This window comes from Pseudomonas sp. LAIL14HWK12:I10 (assembly GCF_900184205.1).
GTDB lineage: Bacteria > Pseudomonadota > Gammaproteobacteria > Pseudomonadales > Pseudomonadaceae > Aquipseudomonas > Aquipseudomonas kermanshahensis.
This window is the reverse complement of the sequence record NZ_FXWU01000007.1, coordinates 12,625-38,374: the sequence shown is the minus strand read 5'-3', so window position 1 is coordinate 38,374 and position 25,750 is coordinate 12,625. Positions and strand designations below refer to the sequence as shown.

Annotated in this window: 21 protein-coding genes; 15 read left to right on the top strand and 6 right to left on the bottom strand. The window is 63.3% G+C overall.

The window, feature by feature from the left end:
- Positions 1 to 152: 152 nt before the first annotated feature.
- The 4 genes from rsmA to QOS90_RS16700 are packed head-to-tail and all read right to left on the bottom strand — an operon-like array spanning position 153 to position 6,043.
- Positions 153 to 953 (bottom strand): 16S rRNA (adenine(1518)-N(6)/adenine(1519)-N(6))-dimethyltransferase RsmA, encoded by an 801-nt coding sequence (gene rsmA / locus QOS90_RS16715; RefSeq protein ID WP_027594386.1) that lies wholly within the window; start codon positions 951 to 953, stop codon positions 153 to 155.
- Positions 950 to 1,939, bottom strand: a complete 990-nt coding sequence (pdxA, locus tag QOS90_RS16710) for a 4-hydroxythreonine-4-phosphate dehydrogenase PdxA (RefSeq protein ID WP_027594387.1) — start codon at positions 1,937 to 1,939, stop codon at positions 950 to 952. Before pdxA ends, rsmA begins: the two co-directional genes overlap by 4 nt.
- A complete protein-coding gene (surA, locus tag QOS90_RS16705; protein WP_027594388.1) occupies positions 1,936 to 3,255 on the bottom strand; it encodes a peptidylprolyl isomerase SurA in 1,320 nt (439 codons plus the stop codon). The genes pdxA and surA overlap by 4 nt, the downstream gene beginning before the upstream one ends.
- On the bottom strand, positions 3,236 to 6,043 hold the full coding sequence (locus tag QOS90_RS16700; RefSeq protein ID WP_027594389.1) for an LPS-assembly protein LptD: 2,808 nt from the start codon (positions 6,041 to 6,043) through the stop codon (positions 3,236 to 3,238). The genes surA and QOS90_RS16700 overlap by 20 nt, the downstream gene beginning before the upstream one ends.
- Positions 6,044 to 6,173: 130 nt before the next feature.
- On the opposite strand from QOS90_RS16700, the gene QOS90_RS16695 reads away from it, so the two are divergent.
- The 3 genes from QOS90_RS16695 to QOS90_RS16685 are packed head-to-tail and all read left to right on the top strand — an operon-like array spanning position 6,174 to position 8,627.
- On the top strand, positions 6,174 to 7,193 hold the full coding sequence (locus QOS90_RS16695; RefSeq protein ID WP_085274073.1) for an aminoglycoside phosphotransferase family protein: 1,020 nt from the start codon (positions 6,174 to 6,176) through the stop codon (positions 7,191 to 7,193).
- Positions 7,190 to 7,861 (top strand): N-acetylmuramate alpha-1-phosphate uridylyltransferase MurU, encoded by a 672-nt coding sequence (gene murU, locus QOS90_RS16690; protein ID WP_085274074.1) that lies wholly within the window; start codon positions 7,190 to 7,192, stop codon positions 7,859 to 7,861. Before QOS90_RS16695 ends, murU begins: the two co-directional genes overlap by 4 nt.
- Position 7,862: 1 nt before the next feature.
- Positions 7,863 to 8,627, top strand: coding sequence for a TerB family tellurite resistance protein (locus QOS90_RS16685; RefSeq protein WP_027594392.1), 765 nt, complete (start codon positions 7,863 to 7,865; stop codon positions 8,625 to 8,627).
- Positions 8,628 to 8,767: 140 nt separating this feature from the next.
- Here the strand turns inward: QOS90_RS16685 and QOS90_RS16680 are convergent, their stop codons facing one another.
- Positions 8,768 to 9,766: an alpha/beta hydrolase family protein gene (locus tag QOS90_RS16680; protein ID WP_085274075.1), complete on the bottom strand. Its 999-nt coding sequence runs from the start codon at positions 9,764 to 9,766 to the stop codon at positions 8,768 to 8,770.
- A gap of 93 nt (positions 9,767 to 9,859) precedes the next feature.
- Here QOS90_RS16680 and QOS90_RS16675 point away from each other — a divergent pair, with 93 nt between their 5' ends.
- From QOS90_RS16675 to trpE, 9 genes are all read left to right on the top strand, one after another.
- Positions 9,860 to 12,247 (top strand): PAS domain-containing sensor histidine kinase, encoded by a 2,388-nt coding sequence (locus QOS90_RS16675; RefSeq protein WP_085274076.1) that lies wholly within the window; start codon positions 9,860 to 9,862, stop codon positions 12,245 to 12,247.
- A gap of 7 nt (positions 12,248 to 12,254) precedes the next feature.
- On the top strand, positions 12,255 to 12,887 hold the full coding sequence (locus tag QOS90_RS16670; protein WP_172960400.1) for a response regulator: 633 nt from the start codon (positions 12,255 to 12,257) through the stop codon (positions 12,885 to 12,887).
- A gap of 294 nt (positions 12,888 to 13,181) precedes the next feature.
- Entirely contained in the window at positions 13,182 to 14,306 is a 1,125-nt protein-coding gene (locus QOS90_RS16665) for an ABC transporter ATP-binding protein (RefSeq protein WP_027594396.1), read from the top strand.
- 40 nt (positions 14,307 to 14,346) lie between these two features.
- Positions 14,347 to 15,381, top strand: coding sequence for an ABC transporter substrate-binding protein (locus QOS90_RS16660; protein WP_085274077.1), 1,035 nt, complete (start codon positions 14,347 to 14,349; stop codon positions 15,379 to 15,381).
- Between the two features lie 153 nt (positions 15,382 to 15,534).
- Positions 15,535 to 16,782, top strand: a complete 1,248-nt coding sequence (locus tag QOS90_RS16655) for an ABC transporter permease (RefSeq protein ID WP_027594398.1) — start codon at positions 15,535 to 15,537, stop codon at positions 16,780 to 16,782.
- 11 nt (positions 16,783 to 16,793) lie between these two features.
- The gene (locus QOS90_RS16650) at positions 16,794 to 17,621 is read left to right on the top strand and encodes an ABC transporter permease (RefSeq protein ID WP_027594399.1); all 828 of its coding nucleotides are present in this window, start codon (positions 16,794 to 16,796) and stop codon (positions 17,619 to 17,621) included.
- A gap of 139 nt (positions 17,622 to 17,760) precedes the next feature.
- Positions 17,761 to 18,435 carry a ribulose-phosphate 3-epimerase gene (gene rpe, locus QOS90_RS16645; protein WP_027594400.1) on the top strand — a complete coding sequence of 225 codons (675 nt, stop codon included), beginning with the start codon at positions 17,761 to 17,763 and terminating at the stop codon, positions 18,433 to 18,435.
- A complete protein-coding gene (locus QOS90_RS16640; RefSeq protein WP_027594401.1) occupies positions 18,432 to 19,250 on the top strand; it encodes a phosphoglycolate phosphatase in 819 nt (272 codons plus the stop codon). Before rpe ends, QOS90_RS16640 begins: the two co-directional genes overlap by 4 nt.
- Before the next feature lie 70 nt (positions 19,251 to 19,320).
- Positions 19,321 to 20,802: an anthranilate synthase component I gene (gene trpE, locus QOS90_RS16635; protein WP_027594402.1), complete on the top strand. Its 1,482-nt coding sequence runs from the start codon at positions 19,321 to 19,323 to the stop codon at positions 20,800 to 20,802.
- 81 nt (positions 20,803 to 20,883) lie between these two features.
- Here the strand turns inward: trpE and estP are convergent, their stop codons facing one another.
- A complete protein-coding gene (gene estP, locus QOS90_RS16630) occupies positions 20,884 to 22,773 on the bottom strand; it encodes an esterase EstP (RefSeq protein ID WP_085274078.1) in 1,890 nt (629 codons plus the stop codon).
- A gap of 373 nt (positions 22,774 to 23,146) precedes the next feature.
- Here estP and QOS90_RS16625 point away from each other — a divergent pair, with 373 nt between their 5' ends.
- From QOS90_RS16625 to trpC, 3 genes are read left to right on the top strand one after another with little or no spacing between them, the layout of a single operon-like run.
- Positions 23,147 to 23,740, top strand: a complete 594-nt coding sequence (locus tag QOS90_RS16625; protein WP_027594404.1) for an aminodeoxychorismate/anthranilate synthase component II — start codon at positions 23,147 to 23,149, stop codon at positions 23,738 to 23,740.
- A gap of 9 nt (positions 23,741 to 23,749) precedes the next feature.
- Positions 23,750 to 24,799, top strand: a complete 1,050-nt coding sequence (gene trpD / locus QOS90_RS16620) for an anthranilate phosphoribosyltransferase (RefSeq protein ID WP_027594405.1) — start codon at positions 23,750 to 23,752, stop codon at positions 24,797 to 24,799.
- Positions 24,796 to 25,629 (top strand): indole-3-glycerol phosphate synthase TrpC, encoded by an 834-nt coding sequence (gene trpC, locus QOS90_RS16615; protein ID WP_027594406.1) that lies wholly within the window; start codon positions 24,796 to 24,798, stop codon positions 25,627 to 25,629. The genes trpD and trpC overlap by 4 nt, the downstream gene beginning before the upstream one ends.
- The last annotated feature ends 121 nt before the right edge of the window (positions 25,630 to 25,750 follow it).

Below are 25,750 nucleotides of genomic sequence, written 5' to 3'. Positions count from 1 at the left end.
GGGCGAACTGACGCAATAATGCAGTCTAGGCCATTGGCGGGGGGGAGGGCCAGCGGTGTGGTCGCGGGCAGGTATGTGCAGGCGGGGTGGGGTGGCAGTGCCGGCCTCTTCGCGGCCAAGTTGGACCGCGAAGAGGCCGTAAAAGGCGCTAATCAGGCTTGCTGATCGGCCAACTGGTCAGCCAGGCGCACGAAGGCGGCCAGGTCCAGCTGTTCAGGCCGCAGGCTGCCATCTACGCCAGCGGCTTCGATCGCCTGGCTGTCGAGCAGGCCTTTAAGGGTGTTGCGCAGTGTCTTGCGGCGCTGGTTGAAGGCTTCGCGAACGACACGCTCCAGCAGCAGGTGGTCCTTGGCCGGGAACGGCAGCACTTCATGTGGCACCAGGCGCACGATGGCCGAGTCCACCTTCGGCGGTGGGTTGAACGCGCCAGGGCCAACGTTGAACAGGTGTTCGACCCGGCAGTGGTACTGCACCATGATCGACAGGCGGCCCCAATCACCGCCACCTGGGCCTGCGGCCATGCGCTCGACCACTTCCTTCTGCAGCATGAAGTGCATGTCGCGGATCAGGCCGGCATGGCTGAGGAGGTGGAAGATCAGCGGGGTGGAGATGTTGTAGGGCAGGTTGCCGACCACCTTGAGGCTGCGCGGTGGCACACCCAGCTGGTTGAAGTCGAACTTCAGGGCGTCGCCCTGATGCAGGCGGAAGTTATCGCGCCCGGCAAACTTGTGCTGCAGGATCGGCACCAGGTCCTTGTCCAGCTCCACCACGTCCAATTGCGCGCCGCTGCCCAGCAGGCCCTCGGTGAGGGCGCCCTGGCCCGGGCCGATTTCCAGCAGGTGTTCACCTGCCTTGGCGTTGATGGCGCGCAGGATGCGGTCGATGATGCCGGCGTCGTGCAGGAAGTTCTGGCCGAAGCGCTTGCGCGCCCGGTGTTGGTATTGCTCGTTCATGGTCGGTTCTCGGCCATCTGGTAGGCGGTTTCCAGCGCGACTCGCAGGCTGCCGGTGTCGACCTTGCCGGTGCCGGCCAGGTCCAGGGCGGTGCCGTGGTCGACCGACGTGCGGATGATCGGCAGGCCCAAGGTCACATTGACTGCGGCGCCGAAACCTTTGTACTTGAGTACAGGCAGGCCTTGGTCGTGGTACATCGCCAGCACTGCGTCGCAGTGCTCCAGATATTTGGGGGTAAACAGGGTATCGGCCGGCAGCGGTCCGCGCAGGTCCATGCCTTCGGCACGCAGGCGGGCCAGTGTCGGTTCGATGATGTCGATTTCTTCGCGGCCCAGATGGCCGCCTTCTCCGGCGTGCGGGTTGAGGCCGCACACCAGGATGCGAGGGTTGGCAATGCCGAACTTGTCGCGCATGTCGGCATGCAGGATGCGGGTGACACGTTCGACGCGTTCGGCCGTGATGGCGTCGGCAATGTCGCGCAGTGGCAAGTGCGTGGTCACCAGGGCCACGCGCAGGCCACGGGTCGCCAGCATCATCACTACCTGCGCGGTGTGGGTCAGCTCGGCCAGAAACTCGGTATGCCCGGAGAAGGCAATGCCGCTTTCGTTGATCACACCCTTGTGCACCGGGGCGGTGATCATCCCGGCGAAATGCCCGTCGAGGCAGCCGTTGCCGGCGCGGGTCAGGGTTTCCAATACGAAGCCAGCATTGGCCTTGTCCAGTTGCCCTGCCGTCACGGCGGTGGCCAAGGGCGTATCCCACACATACAGGCTGCCCGCAGGCGCGGGCTGGGCGGGCCAGTGCCCCGGCGCTACCGGCAGCAGGTTGACGGCCAGCCCCAGCTGCGTGGCCCGCTCGGCGAGCAGGTCACGGCTGGTGATGGCGATCAGGGGGTGGGGCTGGGCGTCTGCGGCGAGCAGCAAGCACAGGTCAGGACCTATGCCAGCTGGCTCGCCGGGGGTGACGGCGAAGCGCAGGGGCTTCACTGGGCGGCCTGGTCGGCGCCAGGCAGCTTGATTTCAACGTAGGCTTCGTCGCGGATCTGGCGCAGCCAGGTCTGCAGCTCTTCGTCGTACTTGCGGTTGCGCAGCACATTCATGGCCTGCTGCTCGCGTGCCTGCTCGGTGCTGTCGGTGGCGCGGCGGCCCAGCACTTCCAGGACGTGCCAGCCGTACTGGGTCTTGAACGGTTTGGTTACCACACCTTGCTGGGCGGTGGCCATCTGCTCACGGAACTCCGGTACCAGGCTGTTCGGGTCGACCCAGTTGAGGTCGCCGCCGTTGAGTGCGGAGCCCGGGTCTTCCGAGAAGCTCTTCGCCAGCTCGCCGAAGTCTTCGCCGTTCTGGATACGGTCGTACAGGCGCTCGGCCAGCTGCTTGGTGGCCGCTTCGCTACGGATTTCGCTCGGCTTGATCAGGATGTGGCGGACATGCACTTCGTCACGCAGCACGTTCTCGCCGCCACCACGCTTCTCCTCGAGCTTGAGCAGGATGAAGCCGTTGGGGATGCGGATTGGCTGGGTGATGTCGCCGACCGACATGTTGCTGAGCATCTTGGCGAAGTCAGGTGGCAACTGGCCGGCTTTACGCCAGCCCATTTCACCACCCTCAAGGGCGTTTTCGCTGGCCGAGTTGGCAATCGCCACCTGGCCGAAGTCCGCGCCCTGGCGCAGTTGCTGGTAGAGCTCACCGACCTTGCGCGCCGCTTTCTGGATGTCGTCCGAATTGGCGGCTTCCGGGGTCGGGATGAGGATGTTGGCCAGGCGGTACTCTTCCGAGAGCTGCATCTTGCCCAGGTCCGAGTTCAGGTAGTTTTTCACTTCCTGCTCGGAAACCTGAATGCGCTCGGCCACACGGCGCTGGCGCACGCGGCTGATGATCATTTCGCGCTTGACCTGCTCGCGCGCGTCGTCGAACGACAGACCATCATGGGCGAGGGCTGCGCGGAACTGGTCCAGCGACATGCCGTTGCGCTGGGCAATGGTGCCAATGGCCTGGTTCAGCTCCTCATCGGTGATGCGGATACCGGAGCGCTCGCCGATCTGCAGTTGCAGGTTCTCGACGATCAGGCGCTCGAGCACCTGCTGTTCCAGGGCGCTGGTCGGTGGCACGCCGGCGCCACGCTTGGCGATGGTTTGCTGAACTTCGTGGACGCGCTGGTCCAGTTGGCTCTGCATGACCACGTCGTTGTCGACGATGGCCACCACTTTGTCCAGGGGTTGTACCGCGGCATGCACCGCGCCACTCAGCAATGCAGCGCCCAGCAACACTGGGCGCAGACGATCAATAAGCTTGGTCTTCACGTGTACGGTAACCTTGAATGCCTTCGTCGAGGAAAGATTCGACCTTGTTGCCTACTACACCACCGAGGCCTTTCAGCACGATCTGCAGGAAGATACCGTGGTCGCCTTTTTCGTTCTGCGGGAGTGCCTGGCTGAAGTCGTCGTAGTCGATCCAGTAACGGTTGACCAGGCGCAGCTTCCAGCAGCAGTTGTCGTATTCGAAACCGCCCATGGCTTCCAGGGTGCGGTTGCGGTTGTAGTCATGCTGCCAGCGAGCGATCACGCTCCACTGTGGAACGATCGGCCAGATGACCGAGAAGTCATGCTGTTGGATCTTGTAGTAATCCTTGATGTAGTTCGGATCACCAGGCGTGCCGTAGTCGCCGCCACCCACTTTCCAGGTACCCGTGGTCGAGTCGTAGGCAATGGTGTCGTTGCGGTAGCGGTAGCCGAGGTTGACGATCTTGTTCGGATTGTCTTCAGGCTGGTAGTGGAACATCGCGCTGCCCGAGCGGGTGCTGCGGCTGTCCGGGTCCCAGTTGAAGTCCGAGTTGAAGCGCCAGTCGCGGTTGAAGTTGTAGCTGTACAGCAGTGCGTACGGCGACACGTCAGACTGCGAGTCTTTACGGGTGCGGTAGTCGATGCCTGGCAGTTGGACCTTGCGGTCCTTGAAGTACAGCGCCTGACCGATGCTGAAGCTCTGACGCTCGAAGCCGTTGTCTTCGATCCAGCGCGTGGTCACGCCCAGCGACAGCTTGTTCTCGTCGCCGATGCGGTCGGTACCGCTGAAGCGGTTGTCGCGGAACAGCGAGTCGTAGCTGAACAGGGTTTCGCCCGAGTCGAACAGCGGGATGTCCTTCTGGTCCTCGTAAGGGACGTAGAGGTAGAACATGCGCGGTTCGAGGGTCTGGCGGTAGTTGGTACCGAACATCGACGTGTTGCGATCGAAGTACAGGCCGCTGTCGACGCTGAAAATCGGAACGTCGCGGTTCAGGCTGCTGTTGAAGTCGCCGTTGAGCGCGACCGAGGCTGGGTTGTTGGCGATGTCGCTCTTGCCCTTGCCATCCAGATCGAGGTCATAGTGGGTGTACATGTACTTCAGCTTCGGCGTGATGTAGCCGTAGCTGGCTTGCATAGGCAAGCTCATGGACGGGGCAACGTTCAGTCGCGTGCCGTTGGCGCGGGCAACACCGAAGATGTTCTCGTCCAGTCGACGGCCAGGAACGCCGGCACTTGCGTCCGGGTTGCCATCTTTGTCGAGTACGAAGTCGTTTTTCAGGTCACGATCAAAGCGAACCGCTTCAGTCTCATACCCAAAATTCAAACCACCCGGCTGGAACGGCAGTGCGCCATTGAGGGTGATCTGCGGCAGACGGTCATACGGCGTGATCTGCGAGATGGTCGCCATCTCGTAGGCATGCACGTTCAACCGTGCGGTATAGCTGTCGCCACGGTAGGTCAGGGCACCCTGCTGGTTGAGCAGGTCACGGCTTTCGACGCCGATCTGGTCGGACTCCAGGTCCTGGAAGTAGAACGGGTCGCTGATGTCGGTGTAGTCCACCTCGGTCATCAGACGCTCGTCCAGCCCGCCCTTGTGCTGCCAGTTGACCATCCAGCGCTGATCTTTGTAGTCAGTCTGGTCTTTACGGTCGTCGTCCTTGTCGTTCAAGTACGCGCCGCCGAACTGGCCTTCGCTGGATGGGGTCAGGTAACGGAACTCACCTTCCATCAGCAGGCCGCGCTTGGTCATGTAGCGCGGGTACAACGTGGCGTCATAGTTGGGCGCCAGGTTGAAGTAGTACGGCGTGACCAGCATGAAGCCGGTGTCGCTGCTGCTGCTGAACGACGGCGGCAGGAAGCCGGACTGGCGACGGTCGTCGATCGGGAAGTAGATGTACGGTGTGTAGAACACCGGGAAATCCTTGACCCGCAGGGTGACGTTGGTCGCAGTACCGAAGCCGGTCGCCGGGTTAAGGGTGATGTTGTTGCCCTTCAGCTGCCAGGCGTTGCTGCCCGGTTCGCAGGTGGTGTACGTACCGTCTTTCAGACGGATGATGGCGTTTTCGCCACGTTTGGCGTACAGGGCGTTGCCGCGAATGTGCGACTTGTGCATCACGTATTCGGCGTTGTCGACCTGGGCTTCACCCGTGTCGAGCTGGATCTGCGCCTCGTCACCCACTACCAGCGAGCCGTTGTCACGGATCTTGACGTTGCCCTTGAGCTCGCCACGGTTTTCGGTCTGGTAGAGGTTGGCCTCGTCGGCCTCGGCCTGCATGCTGCCTTGGCGCATGACCACGTTACCGGCGAGGGTAGCGATCTGCTGCTCCTGCTGGTACTTGGAAACCTTGGCATTGATGTAGGTCGGCGATTCGTCCTTGGGCGTGGTGTCGGCCATGCCTGGGCGGGTCGGCTCGATGTACGCGCCACCGCAGTACGGGCCGGTTTCGGCCAGCTGGGCTGCGGTGAGCTTGTCACGGGGGACCCAGTCCAGGTGGCTGTAGTCTTCGCTGCGCGACTTCAGGCCACGGCCCTTGGCCTCGGTGACCAGCATCGGTTTGTCCGCGGTTTCGGCCTCGGCCGCCTGGGCCTCGGTGCCGGAACTGAGGGCAGCACCCTCGTGCACCGGACGCGGCGGCAGGTTGTTGACTGGAGTCTTGGGCTTGCAGTCCCAACCGCCGGAGGCGGACACTTGGCAGTCGAACTGTTCGGCTGCCACGACGTACGACGTGGCCAGAGGTTGCAGGGCCAGCAAACCGCCGGTGACCAGCAACGGAAACTTTCTACGAAACGCGGGGGATTTCAATGCCATCTTATTAGTCCGGGCTTCCTGCGTGCCATCTGCCCGCGTGTGGGGCCGCACGCCTCTCGATGGTCTGAAAAAGATGCTGGATAATAAAGCATGACCCGCTTGACGGCTAGGGCCGTCGGAGACCCTTGTAATGCCTGATCACGATGTACGCTTGCAACAACTGACTGTCTGGCTCGATGAGCAGCTCAACAATCTTTTTCTGAAAAACGCCTGGGGCGAAGTGCCAGCAGGTAGCCTGACGGCCGCCAGCAGCGATGCGAGCTTCCGTCGCTACTTCCGCTGGCAGGGCGCTGGGCGCAGTTTCGTGATCATGGACGCCCCGCCGCCGCAGGAGAACTGCCGACCGTTCGTCGCCATCGATCACCTGCTGGCCAGTGCCGGTGTGCATGTGCCGGTGATTCATGCCGAAGACCTGGAGCGCGGTTTCCTGCTGCTGGGCGACCTGGGCCATCAGACATACCTGGACATCATTGATGCCGACAACGCCGATGTCCTTTTCAGTGACGCCATCGATGCGCTGCTGGCGTTCCAGCGCCTGCCGATGGACGCGCCACTGCCGAGCTACGACGATGCCCTGCTGCGCCGTGAAGTCGAACTGTTCCCGGAGTGGTACGTCGGGCGGGCGCTTGGCCTGACCCTTACCGAAGCCCAGCAAGCCACCTGGCAGCGTGTGAGCCAGGCGCTGATCGACAGTGCCCTGGCCCAGCCCAAGGTGCTGGTGCACCGCGACTACATGCCGCGCAACCTGATGCAGAGCACGCCAAACCCAGGCGTGCTGGACTTCCAAGACGCCGTTTACGGCCCGGTCACCTACGACATCACCTGCCTGTTCAAGGATGCCTTCCTCAGCTGGCCACAGGCCCGTGTCGAAGCCTGGCTGCGGGATTACTGGCAAAAGGCGCAGGGGGCCGGCATTCCGGTACAGGCCGACTTCGAGGCGTTCCACCGTGCCAGCGACCTGATGGGCGTGCAGCGCCACCTCAAGGTCATCGGTATTTTCGCCCGCATCTGCCACCGCGACGGTAAGCCACGTTACCTGACAGACGTCCCGCGCTTCTTCGCCTATATAGATGAAGTGATCAAGCGCCGCCCCGAGTTGGCGGAGCTGGGTGAACTGATCGCGGAACTCCAGGCCGGAGCGCGTGCATGAAGGCGATGATCCTGGCGGCAGGCAAGGGCGAGCGCATGCGCCCTTTGACCTTGCATACCCCCAAACCCCTGGTGCCCGTCGCCGGTCAGCCGCTGATCGAATACCACCTGCGTGCCTTGGCGGCTGCGGGGGTTACCGAGGTGGTGATCAACCATGCCTGGCTCGGCCAGCAGATCGAAGATCACCTGGGCGATGGCAGCCGCTTCGGCCTGAGCATCCGCTATTCACCTGAGGGTGAGCCGCTGGAAACCGGTGGCGGGATCTTCAAGGCCCTGCCGTTGCTGGGCGAGGCGCCGTTCCTGCTGATCAATGGTGACGTCTGGACCGACTACGATTTCGCTCGCCTGCAAGCGCCGCTTGCGGGCCTGGCGCATCTGGTGCTGGTCGACAACCCTGGCCATCACGGCCGTGGCGACTTCCGCCTGGTAGCCCAGCAGGTCGTGGATGGCGACGACGCACCGGGTACCCTGACCTTCAGTGGCCTGTCGGTGCTGGACCCGGCGTTGTTCGCCGGTTGCCAGCCGGGTGCTTTCAAGCTGGCACCCCTGCTGCGTCAGGCCATGGCGCAGGGCAAGGTCAGTGGTGAGCACTACCGTGGCCATTGGGTCGACGTCGGTACGCTCGAGCGCCTGGCGCAGGCTGAACGCCTGATCGGCGAGCGCGCCTGACATGTGGTGGCCAAGCACGGTAATTGGTGCCGGTGCCGGTTTTGCCGTCGCCAGCATCCCGGGCGCCCTGCTCGGTGCCCTGGTAGGGCAGGCCATGGACCGGCGCCTGCAGGTGCGCGGCTGGGAGGACCTGCGCGAGCGCTTGGGCGGGCGCCCGGCCTTGCGTGACGAAGAATTGCTGTTCGTGCTGCTGGGCAGGCTGGCCAAGTGCGATGGCCGGGTTGCCGAGCAGCATATCCAGCAGGCACGCCAAGAGATGGTGCGCCTGGACCTGGCCGACGCGGCCCGGCTGCGGGCGATTGCCGCGTTCAACCGCGGCAAGGCCGGCAAGGACCGACTGGCGGGCCACCTGCGTCGTATCCGCGAGCAGCCGCATGCCGCCGAAGGGACCTTGCGCGCCTGTTGGCGCATGGTCTGGGCCGACGGCAAGGTCGGCGCCAAAGAGCGCGACTTGCTGTTGGACTGGGGGCAGACGCTGGGCTTGAGCCGGCGGCAGGTGCAAGCCATGTCGCTGGAGTACGAGCCGCGCAAGTCCGGGCTGGACGGCGGCACCATGACCTATGCGGCAGCCATGCGCCTGCTGGCCGTGGAGGCAGATACCGAGGGCGACAAGGTCAAGCAGGCTTATCGCCGGCTGGTTAGCCGCCATCACCCGGACAAGCTGGCGGGCAGCGGTGCCACGGATGCCCAGGTGCGTGCAGCGACCGAGCGGACCCGGGAGTTGCATCAGGCGTATGCGCTGATTCGCAAGCGGCGGGGTTTGTAGAAAAGCGGGAGCGCTTTGCGCCCCTTTTCGCGGCGCAAGGCCGCTCCCACAAGTGCTGTGCATCCCTCGGGCTTTGCGCGAACTTGTGGGAGCGGCCTTGTGTCGCGAAAGGGGTGCAAAGCACCCCCATCGATTTCAGCTCACTCTTGCGGGTTCATCCACCCGCGCACCCGGCGGAACAATTGTTCCTGTTCAGCGGCCTTGTTACCGGGCATGGCAATCAGCGACAACTGGCGGTATTGGCTGTCCTTCTGCCGTTTGCTGGCCTGCAAGCGCAGTTCCGCTGCACGGCGATCGCCCGTGCGGGTGGCGTAATACACGTCGGCGGTCGGCACCTTGAGGGTCGGCGCGAGGCTTTCCAGGTCATGTTCCACCCGGGCCGGCGTCTGCGCGGCGATCATCACCAGCTTTTGCACCTGCGCGGGTTGTTTCTCGCTCAGGTAGCGGGCTGCCCAGTACGCGCCACTGCCATGGCCGATCAGCACGATGCTGCGTGAGTCATGCTGTTGCGCGTAAGCCACCGCCGCGTCGAGGCGGGCGAAAATACGTTCGGCGTCGGCCGGGTCATTCTGCTCGCTGGCCTGTGCGGCATCGGTGCTTTCTGCCGTGTCGGGGTCGGCGGCAGTCGCCTGGGCGACGTTGGCATTGGCATCGGTCGGTGTGTCTTTGGCGGGGGCTGTTTCGCCCTCGTCCTTGGCAGGGGCCGCTGCGGGTTTGGCTTCGACACGCGCCTGCGGGCTGTCGGTAAGCAGGTCGGGCAGGCTGACGCTGAGGCTGTGCCAGCCCACATCGGGGAACTTGCGCCGCAACGGGCCGACGGCGTTCGGCCAGTCGGCCGTCTCACCGGCACCGGGCACGAGGATCACCGCACCTTTGGGGTCGTTGCTGTTGGCCGGCTTCCACAGTGCCAGGAAGCTTTCGGCACCCGCCTGCAGAGTTTGCTGCTCGGCCTTGGGCACCAGGCGCTCCAGGGCCAGGGCGTCTTCCTGGCTGCGTTCCAGCAGGGGCGGGCGGGTGGCTTCGGCCGGTGGGGCCTCGGCGGTGGTCGGTGGTTTTTCAGCGTCGGCGGCCATGGCGCCGAGCGGAAGGATCGAGGCTAGGCAGCACATTGCCAGCGTCGTGCGATAAAGTGTGGACATGCGTCAACCCAAGGCCAGAATGATACCGGCAGCCTAATAGTATTTGCCCGCGACGGCCATGTTAGGGCCGCCCTTGCCAAGACGAGCGTGTAGATGAAGCGAATGCGTCGCCTGTTGGTTATCGGCTGCTTGTGGCTGCCCTTGATCGCCTTGGCAAGGCCTGAAGCCGTGCCGAGCGTTGCCCTTGAGCCCGCGCAACAGCAGTGGTTGGACACCCACCGCAGCCTGCGTGTCGGCCTGGTGCTGCAAGCGCCTTATGCGCAGTTCGACCGGCGCTTGCAGCAACTGTACGGGGCCAACGTCGAGTTGGTGAACGCGTTGGCGCAGGCACTGAGGCTGGACCTCACCTGGCGCAACTTTGCCGACCAGGCCAGCCTCGAGCACGCGTTGCAGGCCGGTGAAATCGATTTTGCCCCCGGCCTGACACAAACCCCGGCAAGCCTGCGCCTGTGGCTGTTCAGCGACCCGTACATGCGCGTGCCGCAGCTGGTGGTCGGCCCACGCACAGGCGCCATGGCCGTCGAGCTTGAAAAACTCGAACCCGATCAGCGCGTCGCGGTGCGCATGCCCAGCCCGTTGGCGGACTACCTGCGCAGCAACTACGGCACGCTCAACCTGCAGGGCGTGCCCAACGAGCGCGAGGCCTTGCAGTTGGTCGTGGGTGGCCAGGCCAGCTACGCGGTGCTCGATGAAGCCCAGCTCAGCCGCCTGTCGCGTGAAAGCGAGTTCGGCGAGCTGGCGGTGGTTGGCGATATTGGCCTGCCGCAGCTGCTGCGGGTGGGTTCGCGGCGCGACTGGCCGTTGCTGGCCGACGTGCTCGAACGGGGCCTGCAGGCCATGCCGGCCAAGGCCTTGGAACAACTTCACCAACGCTGGTTGCAACCCAAGTACCCACGCTTGAGCGAGTCGGCAGGCTTCTGGCAAAACCTCGCCATGCTGTTTGGCATGTTGTTGCTGTGTGCGCTGGCCACGTTGATCTGGCAGCGCCGCCAGCAGCGCCAACTGGAACGTAGCCTGCTGGCCACCCGCGAGAACCTGGCTGAGCGCCAAGTGCGTGAAGAGGCGCTGCGGCTGAGCCAGTTCGCCATCGACCAGAGCACCGTGGGCATTTTGTGGGTCAATTGGGACAGCCATGTCCGTTATGCCAACCATGCCGCAGAGCGCATGCTGGGCTATGGTGAGGGCGCCTTGCTGGAACGCCCGCTGAGCGACTTCGAGCCAAACTTGAACATGGACCGTTGGCTGGAGCTTTGGCGCGGCGCGCGGGCGGGCGAAGGGGGTGTGGGGCAATTCGAGACCCACTGCCAGCGCGCCGACCTCAGCGTGTTGCCGGTGGAGCTTTCGTTAAGCTTCCTGCGTTTTCGTGATGCCGAGTACCTGGTGGTGTACATCGCTGATGTCACCGAGCGCCACCGCGCACTGGCAGCGCTGCGCGAAAGTGAAGCGCGCCTCAAAGGCATCGCCGGCAACGTGCCGGGGCTGGTGTTCCGGCTGGAACGTGACCCGGCCGAAGGCGACCTGGAGTTCCCCTACATTAGCGAAGGCAGCGAGGCCTTGGTCGGCTACGCACCTGCCGAAATCCAGCACCCCCACATGGGCCTGCGCAACCTGGTGCACCCCGAAGACCGCAGCGACTATCACCGGGTGCAGGACCTGGCCTTGGCCAGCAACCAGGACTGGTCCTGGCAAGGGCGCATCCTCACGCGCCAGGGTGAACAGCGTTGGGCCGACATCAAGGCCAGTACCCGGCGCCTGGCCGATGGCCGGGTGGTGTGGGACGGTATCGTCTGGGACATCACCCAGGGCAAGCGGGCAGAACTGGCGTTGGCGCGCTCCCAAGAGCAACTGCGCGAACTGTCGGCGCACCTGGAGAGCGTGCGCGAAGAAGAAAAGGCCCGCATCGCCCGCGAAGTGCACGATGAGCTGGGGCAGATGCTGACCGTGCTCAAGCTCGAAGTCTCGATGTGTGAGCTGGCCTTTGCCGAGCTGGATCCGGGGCTTAACGAGCGTTTGTCGAGCATGAAGCGCCTGATCGCGCAGCTGTTCCAGCTGGTGCGCGATGTGGCCACGGCATTGCGCCCGCCCATTCTCGACGCTGGTATCGCCTCGGCCATCGAGTGGCAAGCACGGCGTTTCGAGGCGCGTACACAGATTCCCTGCCTGGTGCAGGTACCGGATAATCTGCCAGCATTGAGTGATGCCAAGGCGACCGGGCTGTTTCGTATCCTTCAGGAGGCGCTGACCAATGTCATGCGCCATGCCCAGGCGCACAGCGTAGAGATCGAACTGGTGCGTGAAGCGGGGCAATTGCGCATGACCGTCAGCGACGACGGCACGGGTTTTTGCCGCGATCAGACCCGGCCCACCTCGTTCGGCCTGGTGGGCGTGCGCGAGCGCGTGCTGATGCTGGGTGGCAGCATGACGCTGGACAGTGAACCGGGCGAGGGCACCAGCCTGAGCGTGGCCATTCCGTTGGAGTAGGAGACCGATCGTGATTCGAGTGCTGGTGGCGGAAGACCACACCATTGTCCGTGAAGGCATCAAGCAATTGATTGGCCTGGCCAAGGACATGCAAGTGGTGGGTGAGGCCGGCAATGGCGAGCAGTTGCTCGAAGCCTTGCGCCATATGCCGTGTGAAGTGGTGTTGCTGGATATCTCGATGCCCGGCGTCAGCGGCCTTGAGGCCATCCCCAGAATCCGCGCCCTGAACGACCCTCCGGCGATCCTGATGTTGTCGATGCATGACGAGGCGCAGATGGCGGCGCGGGCGCTCAAGGCCGGTGCCGCAGGTTATGCCACCAAGGACAGTGACCCTGCCTTGCTGCTGACCGCTATTCGGCGGGTTGCCGGGGGTGGGCGCTATATCGACCCAGCGTTGGCCGACCGCATGGTCTTCGAGGTGGGCCTGACCGAGTCCCGGCCGTTGCACACCCTGCTCTCGGAGCGGGAGTTTTCGGTGTTCGAGCGCCTGGCCCAGGGCGCCAACGTCAACGACATTGCCCAGCAACTGGCGCTGTCGAGCAAGACCATCAGTACCCACAAGGCGCGGTTGATGCAGAAGCTCAAGGTGAACTCACTGGCGGAACTGGTGAAGTACGCCATGGAGCACAAGCTGGTCTGATTGCGACCTGCAGGCTTTTTGAGCCTGCCACCGACCTTGTGGGAGCGGGCTTGCCCGCGAAGAGGTCTGGCCTGCGGATCGCGGTGCCTGTGCTGCCGCTTTCGCGGGCAAGCCCGCTCCCACAGGTTGGGTGCAATGCTTGGGAAGGTGTTCAATCCCCGCCATTCTTGTAGGGCGATCCCTACACAGAATCTTCCATCTGGATGATGGCATTCTCTCAGTACCCCCGATTTTCGGGCGTTTGCGTCTTGTCTAGTCTTTGCCTACGCAGTCATCCAACAAGAAGGTGCAGGCATGAGCGAGGCGAATTCGAACGCTGCAACCAGCGAAACGCTGGTCAGCTTCCGTGGTGTGCAGAAGAGCTACGACGGCGAGTCGCTGATCGTCAAAGACCTCAACCTGGACATCCGCAAGGGCGAGTTCCTCACCTTGCTCGGCCCGTCCGGCTCGGGCAAGACCACCAGCCTGATGATGCTGGCCGGTTTCGAAACCCCCACCGCCGGCGAGATCCAGCTGGCCGGGCGTTCGATCAACAACGTGCCGCCGCACAAGCGCGACATCGGCATGGTGTTCCAGAACTACGCGCTGTTCCCACACATGACCGTGGCCGAAAACCTGGCCTTCCCGCTGACCGTGCGCAACCTGAGCAAGACTGATATCAGCGAGCGGGTCAAGCGTGTGCTCAACATGGTGCAGCTCAATGCCTTTGCCAAGCGCTACCCCGGCCAGCTGTCCGGTGGCCAGCAGCAGCGGGTGGCCCTGGCGCGGGCCCTGGTGTTCGAGCCACAGCTGGTGCTGATGGACGAACCCCTGGGCGCACTCGACAAGCAGCTGCGTGAACACATGCAGATGGAGATCAAGCATATCCACCAGCGCCTGGGAGTGACTGTGGTGTATGTGACCCACGACCAGGGCGAGGCGCTGACCATGTCTGACCGGGTGGCGGTGTTCCACCAGGGCGAAATCCAGCAGATCGCCGACCCACGCACCCTCTATGAAAAGCCGTGCAACACCTTCGTCGCCAACTTCATCGGTGAGAACAACCGCATCAACGGCACCCTGCTGGCCAGTGATGGCCATCGCTGCCAGGTGCAGCTGGCGCGGGGCGAGCGGGTCGAGGCGCTGGCGGTGAATGTCGGCCAGGCCGGTGAGCCGGTGACCTTGTCGATCCGCCCGGAACGGGTGCGCCTCAATGGCCACAGCGAAAATTGCGTCAACCGCTTCTCTGGCCGTGTGGCCGAGTTCATTTACCTGGGCGACCACGTACGGGTACGCCTGGAAGTCTGTGGCAAGGCCGACTTCTTCGTGAAGCAGCCGATCGCCGAGCTCGACCCGGCGCTGGCCGTGGGCGATGTGGTACCGCTGGGCTGGGAGGTGGAGCACGCCCGCGCGCTCGATCCGATTGCCGAAGCCCATTGATGGATTGCTTCACCAACCCTGTACTGTGGAGAGAATAATAATGCACAAGCAGTTGAAACTGACCGCCCTGGCCCTAGGGCTGTTCGCCGCTGGCCAGGCCATGGCGGCCGACCTGACCGTGATCTCTTTCGGTGGCGCCAACAAGGCCGCCCAGGTCAAGGCGTTCTACGAGCCTTGGGAAAAAGCGGGTAACGGCAAGATCGTCGCCGGTGAGTACAACGGTGAAATGGCCAAGGTCAAGGCCATGGTCGACACCAAGAGCGTGTCCTGGAACCTGGTGGAAGTCGAGTCGCCAGAGCTGTCCCGCGGGTGCGACGAGGGCATGTTCGAAGAACTCGACCCTGCGCTGTTCGGCGATGCAGCCGACTATGTGCCGGGTGCCATCCAGCAATGCGGCGTGGGCTTCTTCGTCTGGTCGACGGTACTGGCCTACAACGCCGACAAGCTCAAGACGGCGCCTACCAGCTGGGCCGATTTCTGGGACACCAAGCAGTTCCCGGGCAAGCGTGGCCTGCGCAAAGGCGCCAAGTACACGATGGAATTCGCCCTGATGGCCGATGGCGTTGCGCCCAAGGACGTCTACACCGTGCTGGCTACCAAGGAAGGCCAAGACCGCGCCTTCAAGAAGCTCGATGAACTCAAACCCAGCATTCAGTGGTGGGAAGCCGGCGCCCAACCGCCGCAGTTCCTGGCCTCGGGCGACGTGGTCATGAGCTCGGCCTATAACGGCCGGATCGCCGCCGTGCAGAAAGAGAGCAACCTCAAGGTGGTGTGGAACGGCGGCATCTACGACTTCGATGCCTGGGCAATTCCAAAAGGCGCCAAGAACGTCGAAGAGGCGAAGAAGTTCATCGCCTACAGCGTTCAGCCCGAGCAGCAGAAAACCTACTCCGAGAACATCGCCTACGGCCCGGCCAACTCCAAGGCCGTGAGCCTGCTGTCGGACGAGGTGAAGAAAGACATGCCGACCACGCCTGAAAACATTGCCAACCAGGTGCAGATCGACGTGGGCTTCTGGGCTGACAACAGCGAGCAGCTGGAGCAACGCTTCAACGCCTGGGCGGCGAAGAAGTAAACGACAAGGAGCCGCTACGCGGCTCATCGCCGGCAAGCCGGCTCCCACAGGCCAGGCGTAGCGCCTGAGCCCAACGCTGTATCTGTGGGGGCCGGCTTGCCGGCGATGGCTGCGCAGCAGCCCTGATTTCAGCCGGTTTTTACGGAGTTCGCCATGGCCATTGCAGTGCCCCTCAACGAAGGCGCAGGTCCAAGTCTCAAGCAGCGCCTCAAGCACGCCGAGCGGGTCAACCGCTGGAAGGCGCAGGCGTTGATCGCGCCGCTGGCGCTGTTCCTTCTGCTGGTGTTTCTGGTGCCGATCGCCGCGCTGTTGTACAAGAGCGTCGGCAACCCGGAGGTGGTCGCCGGCCTGCCGCGTACCGTCGAAGCGGTGTCGCAGTGGGATGGCAAGAGCTTGCCCGGTGAGGCGGTATACAAGGCACTGAGCCAGGACCTGGCTGAGTCGCGCAAGAACCAGACCCTGGGCGACCTCTCCAAGCGCCTGAACATGGAACTGGCGGGCTACCGCAGCCTGTTGACCAAGACCGCCCGAGCGTTGCCGTTCAAGGCTGAACCTGCCTCTTATAAAGAAGCACTGCAAACCCTCGATGAGCGTTGGGGCGACCCGGCCTACTGGCAGGCGATCCGCCGCAATACCAGCTCGGTCACCTCGTTCTACCTGCTGGCGTCGCTCGACCACCGTATCGATGACCTTGGCGAGCTGGCCAAGGCCACGCCTGACCAGGCCATTTACCTGGATATCTTTGCCCGCACCCTGTGGATGGGGGTGGTGATCACCGCCATCTGCCTGGTGCTGGCCTACCCGCTGGCGTACTTGCTGGCCAATCTGCCGGCCCGGCAGAGCAACCTGCTGATGATTCTGGTGCTACTGCCGTTCTGGACCTCGATCCTGGTGCGGGTGGCGGCGTGGATCGTGCTGCTGCAGTCGGGCGGGTTGATCAACAGTGCGCTGATGGCCATGGGCATCATCGATGAACCGCTGGAGCTGGTGTTCAACCGCACCGGTGTGTACATCTCGATGGTCCATATCCTGCTGCCGTTCATGATCCTGCCGCTGTACAGCGTGATGAAGGGCATTTCGCCCAGCTACATGCGTGCGGCCATCTCGCTGGGTTGCCACCCGTTCGCCAGCTTCTGGCGGGTGTACTTCCCGCAGACCTACGCCGGTGTTGGCGCGGGCTGCCTGCTGGTGTTCATCCTGGCGATCGGCTACTACATCACCCCGGCATTGCTGGGCAGCCCGAACGACCAGATGGTCAGCTACTTCGTGGCCTTCTATACCAACACCAGCATCAACTGGGGCATGGCGACCGCGCTGGGCGGCCTGCTGCTGCTGGCGACCGTGCTGTTGTACCTGATCTATAGCTGGCTGGTCGGCGCCAGCCGCCTGCGCCTGAGCTGAGGAGCCTTGTCATGCTGAGCCCTTACATGTCACCCGTGGAGCGGGTCTGGTACTACAGCCTGCGCATTCTTTGCGGCTTGATCCTGCTGTTTCTGATTTTGCCGGTGCTGGTGATCGTGCCGCTGTCGTTCAACAGTGGCAGCTTTCTGGTGTACCCGTTGCAGGGCTTTTCGCTGCAGTGGTACCAGGACTTCTTCGGCTCTGCCGAGTGGATGCGGGCACTGAAGAACAGCATCATCGTCGCCCCGGCGGCCACGGTGCTGGCGATGCTGTTCGGTACGTTGGCGGCGATTGGCCTGACTCGCGGCGACTTCCCGGGCAAGTCGCTGGTGATGGCGCTGGTGATTTCGCCGATGGTAGTGCCGGTGGTGATCATCGGTGTGGCCAGTTACCTGTTCTTCGCACCCTTGGGGATGGGCAACAGCTTTACCTCGCTGATCCTGGTGCATGCGGTGTTGGGTGTGCCGTTCGTCATCATCACCGTGTCGGCGACGTTGCAGGGCTTCAACTACAATCTGGTGCGCGCTGCGGCCAGCCTGGGTGCTTCGCCGCTGGTGGCGTTCCGCCGGGTGACCCTGCCGTTGATCGCCCCAGGGGTGATCTCGGGTGCGCTGTTTGCCTTTGCGACGTCGTTCGACGAGGTGGTGGTGACGTTGTTCCTCGCCGGGCCCGAGCAGGCGACCTTGCCACGGCAGATGTTCAGCGGTATCCGCGAGAACCTGAGCCCGACCATTGCGGCGGCGGCCACGTTGCTGATCGCGTTTTCGGTGGTGCTGCTGCTGACCCTGGAGTGGTTGCGTGGGCGTAGCGAGAAGCTGAGAACTCAGCAGCCTGCTTGATTGATGTTGCCAGTGCCGGCCTTTACGCGGGCACTGGCAATAGATGGGCACCGGTCGACACGGATTGATACCAATCAGCCTCTACCCGTTCGCCTGAGTTACAATACGCGCCACCGTGATTCTGACCTACAGGTGCGCCATGCAGCCCTACGCTATTGCCCCCTCCATTCTCTCCGCCGATTTCGCCCGCTTGGGCGAGGACGTCGACAAGGTGCTGGCCGCGGGTGCCGACATCGTTCACTTCGATGTGATGGACAACCACTACGTCCCCAACCTGACCATCGGCCCGATGGTGTGCACCGCCCTGCGCAAGTACGGCGTGACCGCCCCGATCGATGTGCACCTGATGGTCAGCCCGGTCGACCGCATCATCGGCGACTTCATCGAAGCCGGCGCCACTTACATCACCTTCCACCCGGAAGCCAGCCAGCACATCGACCGCTCGCTGCAGCTGATCCGCGACGGTGGTTGCAAGGCCGGCCTGGTGTTCAACCCGGCGACCAGCCTCGATGTCCTCAAGTATGTGATGGACAAAGTCGACATGGTCCTGCTGATGAGCGTCAACCCAGGCTTTGGCGGGCAGAAGTTCATCCCCGGCACCCTCGACAAGCTGCGTGAGGCGCGCGCGCTGATCGACGCCAGTGGCCGCGATATCCGTCTGGAAATCGACGGTGGCGTCAACGTCAACAATATCCGCGAAATCGCCGCTGCTGGCGCTGACACCTTCGTTGCCGGTTCGGCCATCTTCAATGCCCCGGACTATCAGGAAGTCATCGCCAAAATGCGCGCCGAACTGGCCCAGGCCCGCCCATGAGCGGCTTCGAGCAGCTGTTCCCAGGGACGCTGCCAAGGCTGGTGATGTTCGATCTGGACGGTACCCTGATCGACTCCGTGCCAGACCTGGCCGCCGCCGTGGACCGCATGCTGCTCGAACTTGGGCGCCCGCCAGCGGGCTTGGACGCCGTACGCCACTGGGTTGGCAACGGTGCCCAGGTGCTGGTGCGCCGGGCGCTGGCCGGGGGCATCGAGCATGCCTCGGTGGACGATGCGCTGGCCGAACAGGCGCTGGCGCTGTTCATGGAGGCCTATGCCGAAAGCCATGAACTGACCGTGGTCTACCCCGGCGTGCGCGACACCCTGCGCTGGCTGCGCAAGCAAGGCGTGGAGATGGCGCTGATCACCAACAAGCCCGAGCGCTTCGTCGCCCCGCTGCTGGACCAGATGAAAATCGGTCGCTACTTCCGCTGGATCATCGGCGGAGACACCCTGCCACAAAAGAAACCCGACCCCGCGGCACTGCTGTTCGTCATGCAGATGGCCGGTGTTACGCCGCAACAGTCGCTGTTCGTCGGCGATTCGCGCAGCGATGTGCTGGCCGCCAAGGCCGCCGGTGTGCAGTGCGTGGGCCTGACCTACGGCTACAACCACGGCCGGCCGATCAACGACGAATCGCCGAGCCTGGTGATCGACGACCTGCGTGCACTGCTGCCCGGTTGCGCAGACCCGGCCACTGGGATAACGTTGGCGGACCTTCAAGCCTCACAAGACAGAGAGTCCACCGTGGCGGTTACTGGCAAATTCTGGATGAAAGTCATCAAGGCCCTGGCCCGTTGGCGTTGGCGCGCCTGACTTCTGCTCGCCGGCCGCTGCCGGCCCGTCCGTTTGCCTGACCTTACTGCTGCTTGCCACGAGGCTACTCATGACCCGCGAAGAATTCCTGCGCCTGGCCGCTGCCGGCTACAACCGCATCCCCCTGGCCTGTGAAACCCTGGCCGACTTCGACACGCCGCTGTCGATCTACCTGAAACTGGCCGACCAGCCCAACTCCTATTTGCTCGAATCCGTACAGGGCGGCGAGAAGTGGGGGCGTTACTCGATGATCGGCCTGCCATCGCGCACGGTGATGCGTGTGCATGGCTACCACGTCAGTATCCTGCAGGATGGCGTCGAGGTAGAGCGCCACGACGTCGACGACCCGCTGGCCTTCGTCGAGTCGTTCAAGGACCGCTACAAGGTCGCGGATATTCCCGGGCTGCCGCGTTTCAACGGTGGGCTGGTCGGCTACTTCGGCTATGACTGCGTGCGCTATGTGGAGAAGCGTCTGGGCGCGAGCCCGAACCCGGACCCGCTGGGCGTGCCGGATATCCTGCTGATGGTGTCTGACGCCGTGGTGGTGTTCGACAACCTGGCGGGCAAGATGCATGCAATCGTGCTGGTCGACCCGGCCGAAGAGCAAGCCTTCGAACAGGGCAAGGCTCGCCTGGCCGGGTTGTTGGAGACCCTGCGCCAGCCGATTACCCCGCGCCGTGGCCTGGACCTGAGCGGCCCGCTCGCCGCCGAGCCGGAATTCCGCTCCAGCTATACCCGCGAGGATTACGAGAACGCGGTTGGCCGCATCAAGGAGTACATCCTGGCCGGTGACTGCATGCAGGTGGTGCCGTCCCAGCGCATGTCGATCGACTTCAAGTCTGCGCCCATCGACCTGTACCGTGCGTTGCGCTGCTTCAACCCGACGCCGTACATGTACTTCTTCAATTTCGGCGACTTCCATGTGGTCGGCAGTTCGCCTGAAGTGCTGGTGCGTGTCGAGGACAACCTGGTCACCGTGCGCCCGATTGCCGGTACGCGCCCACGGGGTGCGACGGAAGAAGCCGACCGTGCGCTGGAAGACGACTTGCTGTCGGACGAGAAAGAGATTGCCGAGCACCTGATGCTGATCGACCTGGGCCGCAACGACGTGGGCCGTGTGTCCTCGACCGGCAGCGTGCGCCTGACCGAGAAGATGGTGATCGAGCGTTACTCCAACGTGATGCACATCGTGTCCAACGTCACCGGTCAGCTGCGTGAAGGCCTTACCGCCATGGATGCATTGCGGGCGATTCTGCCAGCCGGCACGTTGTCGGGTGCACCGAAAATCCGCGCCATGGAGATCATCGACGAGCTGGAGCCGGTCAAGCGTGGCGTTTACGGCGGTGCAGTGGGCTACTTTGCCTGGAACGGCAACATGGACACCGCGATTGCCATCCGCACTGCGGTGATCAAGGACGGCGAGCTGCATGTGCAGGCGGGTGGCGGCATCGTGGCCGACTCCGTGCCGGCGCTGGAGTGGGAAGAAACCATCAACAAGCGCCGCGCGATGTTCCGCGCGGTGGCGTTGGCTGAGCAGACGTCCGCCAAGTAATGCTGGGAATTGGGGGCTGCTGTGCAGCCCCTCGCCGGCATGAGGGAGTGGGTGAACCCGCTTCCTCAGCGCCCAAACCACTCAGAAGTCCAAGCTTACCGCCAGGCTCACCCCCTGCTGCGTCAACTCATCACTCTTGCGCCAGTTGTAATTCCCTCGCACATGCACCCCCGCCATCAGCTCATGGCTCAAGCCCAAGCTGGCCCGGGTCAGGTCACTGTGCGGCGTATACCCGGTCAGGGTGAAGTCGTGCGCCGCCAACGTCGTCAGGTGCATCGTCACGTCCTGTTGGTCATCCTCGAACTCGTGCTCCTGGGCAACCTCGGCAAACAGCCGCGTCCCCGTTGCCACCTGCACACTGCCTAACAGCCCAATACCGAGCCGCCGGGAGGTACGTTCCTGGTCATCGAAGCCCAGCGCTGTCGAGCGCCCGCTCTTCTCGTCATAACCATCGACCTTGACCCGGGCATAGTCGGCGCTGATGAACGGCGCCAGTTGCCAAGGGCTGCTCTCGGCGGCCAGGTTGTAACCCAGCCGACCCGTCACCGCCCACGCTTCGCCATCGGTATCGCCTTTTTCGCTGCGGTCATTTACGCCCAGGGCGAAGGTGCGTTTGAGGTCGCTGTAGTCCAAGTGCCCGGCCGTCAGTGCAGCATCGGCCCACCAGTGGTCCTGGCGGTATTGGGCGAACGCCGTGGCCAGGTAGCTGTCGAGCTTGTAGTCCGAGTCCTGTTCACCCGCCTCCAGTTTCTGCCGGTATACGCCACCCGCCAGGCCCAGGCGCCAGGCATCGTTCAAACGGTAGCTGCCACCCAGAGTCAGGTTGTAGCCACGGCCGTCGCCGCTGGCCGCGCTGCGCTGGCCGTCAAAGTCCAGGTCCTGCGCGCCGGTGGCGACGAAGGCCTGCCATTGCCCCACGGCTTGCCAGGGCGTTTGCCACTGGTTGCGCAGCTCGTCCTGGTGGGCGCGCAGGGTGGCGTGGGCCATTTCCGGCAACAGGGTCAGTTCCCAGGGGGCGGAGATGATCGAGTAGGCGTAGTCGGCTATCAACTGCTGGCCGGCAATGGTCGGGTGTACCGAGTCGTTGAACAGCAGTTTGGTTGGGTCCGGAGTGGCGCCGTTGATGCCGTAGACCGGGTTCTCGACGCAGCCTTGACCGCTGTAGCAGGTGCCGACCAGGTTCTGGCCGCTGGCCAAGCCGAATTGGGTCGGGCTGGCCAAGGCCTCACCCAGTAATACCGGAATGTTCAGTGGGATGATCTCGGCGTCGATCTGCCCGAGTTGATTGAGCAGTGACTGGTTGAACACGCCCGACAGCAGCGACAGCGGGTTCTGTTGCGGGGTGCCGCTGAAGTTCGGCGTTTGGCCCAGGTCGGGCAGCAACCAGACCATGATGTAGCGGGCGCCGCCTTGTTGCAGGGCTTGGGCGCTGGCAGCCAGCCGGCCTCCAGCAGCGGCGGCATCGGCGGGGCTGTTCACCAGGCCCTGGAGGAAGTCGTTACCGCCACCGGTGAGGTAATAGAGCGCGTTGGGGTCTGCACGTAGGCCATTGGCCAGGTAGCCGGGGCGTTCACGGAAGACAAAGCCTGGCGCCGGTCCATTGGGGGGGACGATCACTTTCGATGACTCGGTGATCGAATCGAGAATCTGCTGTGTCGTGTAGCCGCCCACTGCCCAGTTGTTGCCATCAGGCCGGATGCCGACCGACGTGGAGGGGTTGAGTTCGTCTTGCCCGATGCCCAGCCGACCGCCAAGAATCATCGGCGAAACCGGCGCGAAGTTACCGTCGGCATCGCGGTTGGTGAAACGCTGGCCTGCCGTACCGCCGGTCAGGTCAGGAAATTGGCCGGCGTCACTCAGGCTGTCGCCAAATACGATCAAGGTCGAATAAGGGGAAGGGGCAGCGAATGCCTGGCTGCAGGCCAGGGCCAAAGAGGCGAGGGTAAATCGCAACAAGGGAGCTTTTCGCATCAGAGAACATCCTTTTCTTTGTTTTTATGAGGACTACCCGATCGACCATAGCAAATCGCGGGGCTTGTCTCCCAAGTCCATTCGTTTCCCCGTGTTTACAGGCATATTGCGCCCATCGCCCCGGTAGGCTACTGTGCCGGGACGTATGAGCGAGACCTATCCTGTGTTGATCGTCAGCAAACTCTTGATGCGCGTTATCAAGGCCCACGCCCGTTGGCGTTGGCGCGCCTGACTTTATCTCCTGCCGGCCAGCCCGGCCCGTTTCTGTTTGCCTTCTTATCCGTTTCCGAATGCCCTTAGTGGCAATGCCATGCTGCGGGCGGTGTAGGAAGGTTCGTATTCTGAAGTCAGTAGATTCAAGAGGTTTAGCCCGATGTTACTGATGATCGACAACTACGACTCATTCACTTACAACGTCGTCCAATACCTCGGCGAGCTAGGTGCCGAGGTCAAGGTCATTCGCAATGACGAAATGACCATCGCTGAAATCGAAGCCCTCAACCCGGAGCGCATCGTTGTCTCCCCTGGCCCCTGCACGCCGAGCGAGGCGGGTGTGTCGATCGAGGCGATCCTGCACTTTGCTGGCAAACTGCCGATTCTGGGCGTCTGCCTGGGCCACCAGTCCATCGGCCAGGCATTTGGCGGCGACGTCGTGCGTGCCCGCCAGGTGATGCACGGCAAGACCAGCCCTGTGCTGCACCGCGACCTGGGCGTGTTCGCCGGCCTCAACAACCCGCTGACCGTGACTCGCTACCACTCCCTGGTGGTCAAGCGTGAAACCCTGCCCGATTGCCTGGAGGTCACTGCCTGGACTGCCCATGCAGACGGTACGGTCGACGAGATCATGGGCCTGCGCCACAAAACCCTGAATATCGAAGGGGTGCAGTTCCACCCCGAGTCCATCCTCACCGAGCAGGGCCACGAGCTGTTCGCCAACTTCCTCAAGCAGACCGGCGGCCGCCGCTAAGGATCGAACATGGATATCAAGAGCGCGCTGAGCCGCATCGTCGGTCACCTGGACTTGTCCACCGAAGAAATGAGCGACGTCATGCGTCAGATCATGACCGGTCAATGCAGTGAGGCGCAGATCGGCGCCTTCCTGATGGGCATGCGCATGAAAAGCGAGAGCATCGACGAGATCGTCGGCGCGGTGTCGGTGATGCGTGAGCTGGCCGACAAGGTTGAGCTGAAGAGCCTCGATGGGGTGGTCGATATCGTCGGCACCGGTGGCGATGGCGCCAACATCTTCAACGTCTCCACCGCCTCCTCGTTTGTGCTCGCCGCGGCCGGTTGCCCGGTGGCCAAGCACGGTAACCGTGCGGTCTCGGGCAAGAGCGGTAGCGCCGACTTGCTGGAAGCCGCTGGCATCTACCTGAACCTGACCCCGGTGCAGGTCGCCCGCTGCATCGACAGCCTGGGCATCGGCTTCATGTTTGCCCAGAGCCATCACAAGGCAATGAAGTACGCCGCTGGCCCGCGCCGTGAGTTGGGCCTGCGCACCCTGTTCAACATGCTGGGCCCGCTTACGAATCCGGCCGGTGTGAAGCACCAGGTGGTCGGCGTGTTCACCCAGGCCCTGTGCCGCCCGCTGGCCGAAGTGCTGCAGCGGTTGGGCAGCAAGCACGTGCTGGTGGTGCATTCCAAGGACGGCCTGGACGAGTTCAGCCTGGCGGCGCCGACGTTTGTCGCCGAGCTGAAAAATGGCCAGATCACCGAGTATTGGGTAGAGCCGGAAGACCTTGGCATGAAGAGCCAAAGCCTGCATGGCCTGGCGGTTGAAGGCCCACAGGCCTCCTTCGAGCTGATTCGTGATGCCCTGGGCCGACGCAAGACCGAGAACGGCCAGAAAGCCGCGGAAATGATCGTGCTCAATGCGGGCGCCGCGCTGTACGCCGCGGATCATGCCATGACCCTGGCACAGGGCGTGGAGCTTGCCCATGACGTGCTGCACACCGGCCTTGCCTGGGAAAAGCTGCAGGAGCTGGGTGCCTTCACCGCCGTATTCAAGCTGGAGAACGAAGCATGAGCGTACCGACCGTGCTGGAAAAGATCATCGCCCGCAAAGTTGAGGAAGTGGCCGAGCGCAGTGCCCGGGTCAGCCTGGCTGAGCTGGAGCGCCTGGCCAAGGCCGCCGACGCGCCACGTGGTTTTGCCAATGCGCTGATCGAGCAGGCCAAGCGCAAGCAGCCGGCGGTCATTGCCGAGATCAAGAAGGCGTCGCCGAGCAAGGGCGTGATACGCGAGCACTTCGTGCCAGCGGAAATCGCCGTCAGCTACGAGAAGGGCGGGGCGACCTGCCTGTCGGTGTTGACCGATGTGGATTACTTCCAAGGCGCGGATGTGTACCTGCAGCAGGCGCGCGCGGCAGTGTCGCTGCCGGTGATCCGCAAGGATTTCATGATCGACCCCTACCAGATCGTCGAGGCCCGTGCACTGGGCGCTGACTGCGTGCTGTTGATCGTCTCGGCGCTGGATGACGTGAAGATGGCCGAACTGGCTGCCACAGCCAAGGCTGTAGGCCTTGATGTGTTGGTCGAAGTGCATGACGGCGATGAGCTGGAGCGTGCGTTGAAAACCCTCGATACACCGCTGGTGGGGGTGAACAACCGCAACCTGCACACCTTTGAGGTCAGCCTGGAAACCACCCTTGACCTGCTGCCGCGTATTCCGCGTGATCGCCTGGCGATTACCGAGAGCGGTATCCTCAACCGGGCCGATGTAGAGCTGATGGCAATCAACGAGGTTTACTCGTTCCTGGTGGGTGAGGCGTTCATGCGCGCTGATCAGCCTGGGCTGGAATTGCAGCGGTTGTTCTTCCCGGAGCAGGTGAAGAAGACTGTTCAGCCACTGGACTGATCGAAACGAAGCCGGCGTGACTGCCGGCTTTTTTGTATGCCTGTAATGGCCCTTTCGCGGGTAAACCTGCACCCACAGGTACTTCGGCGCCCTTATGGCTGTGTTGAACCTGCGGGGATCG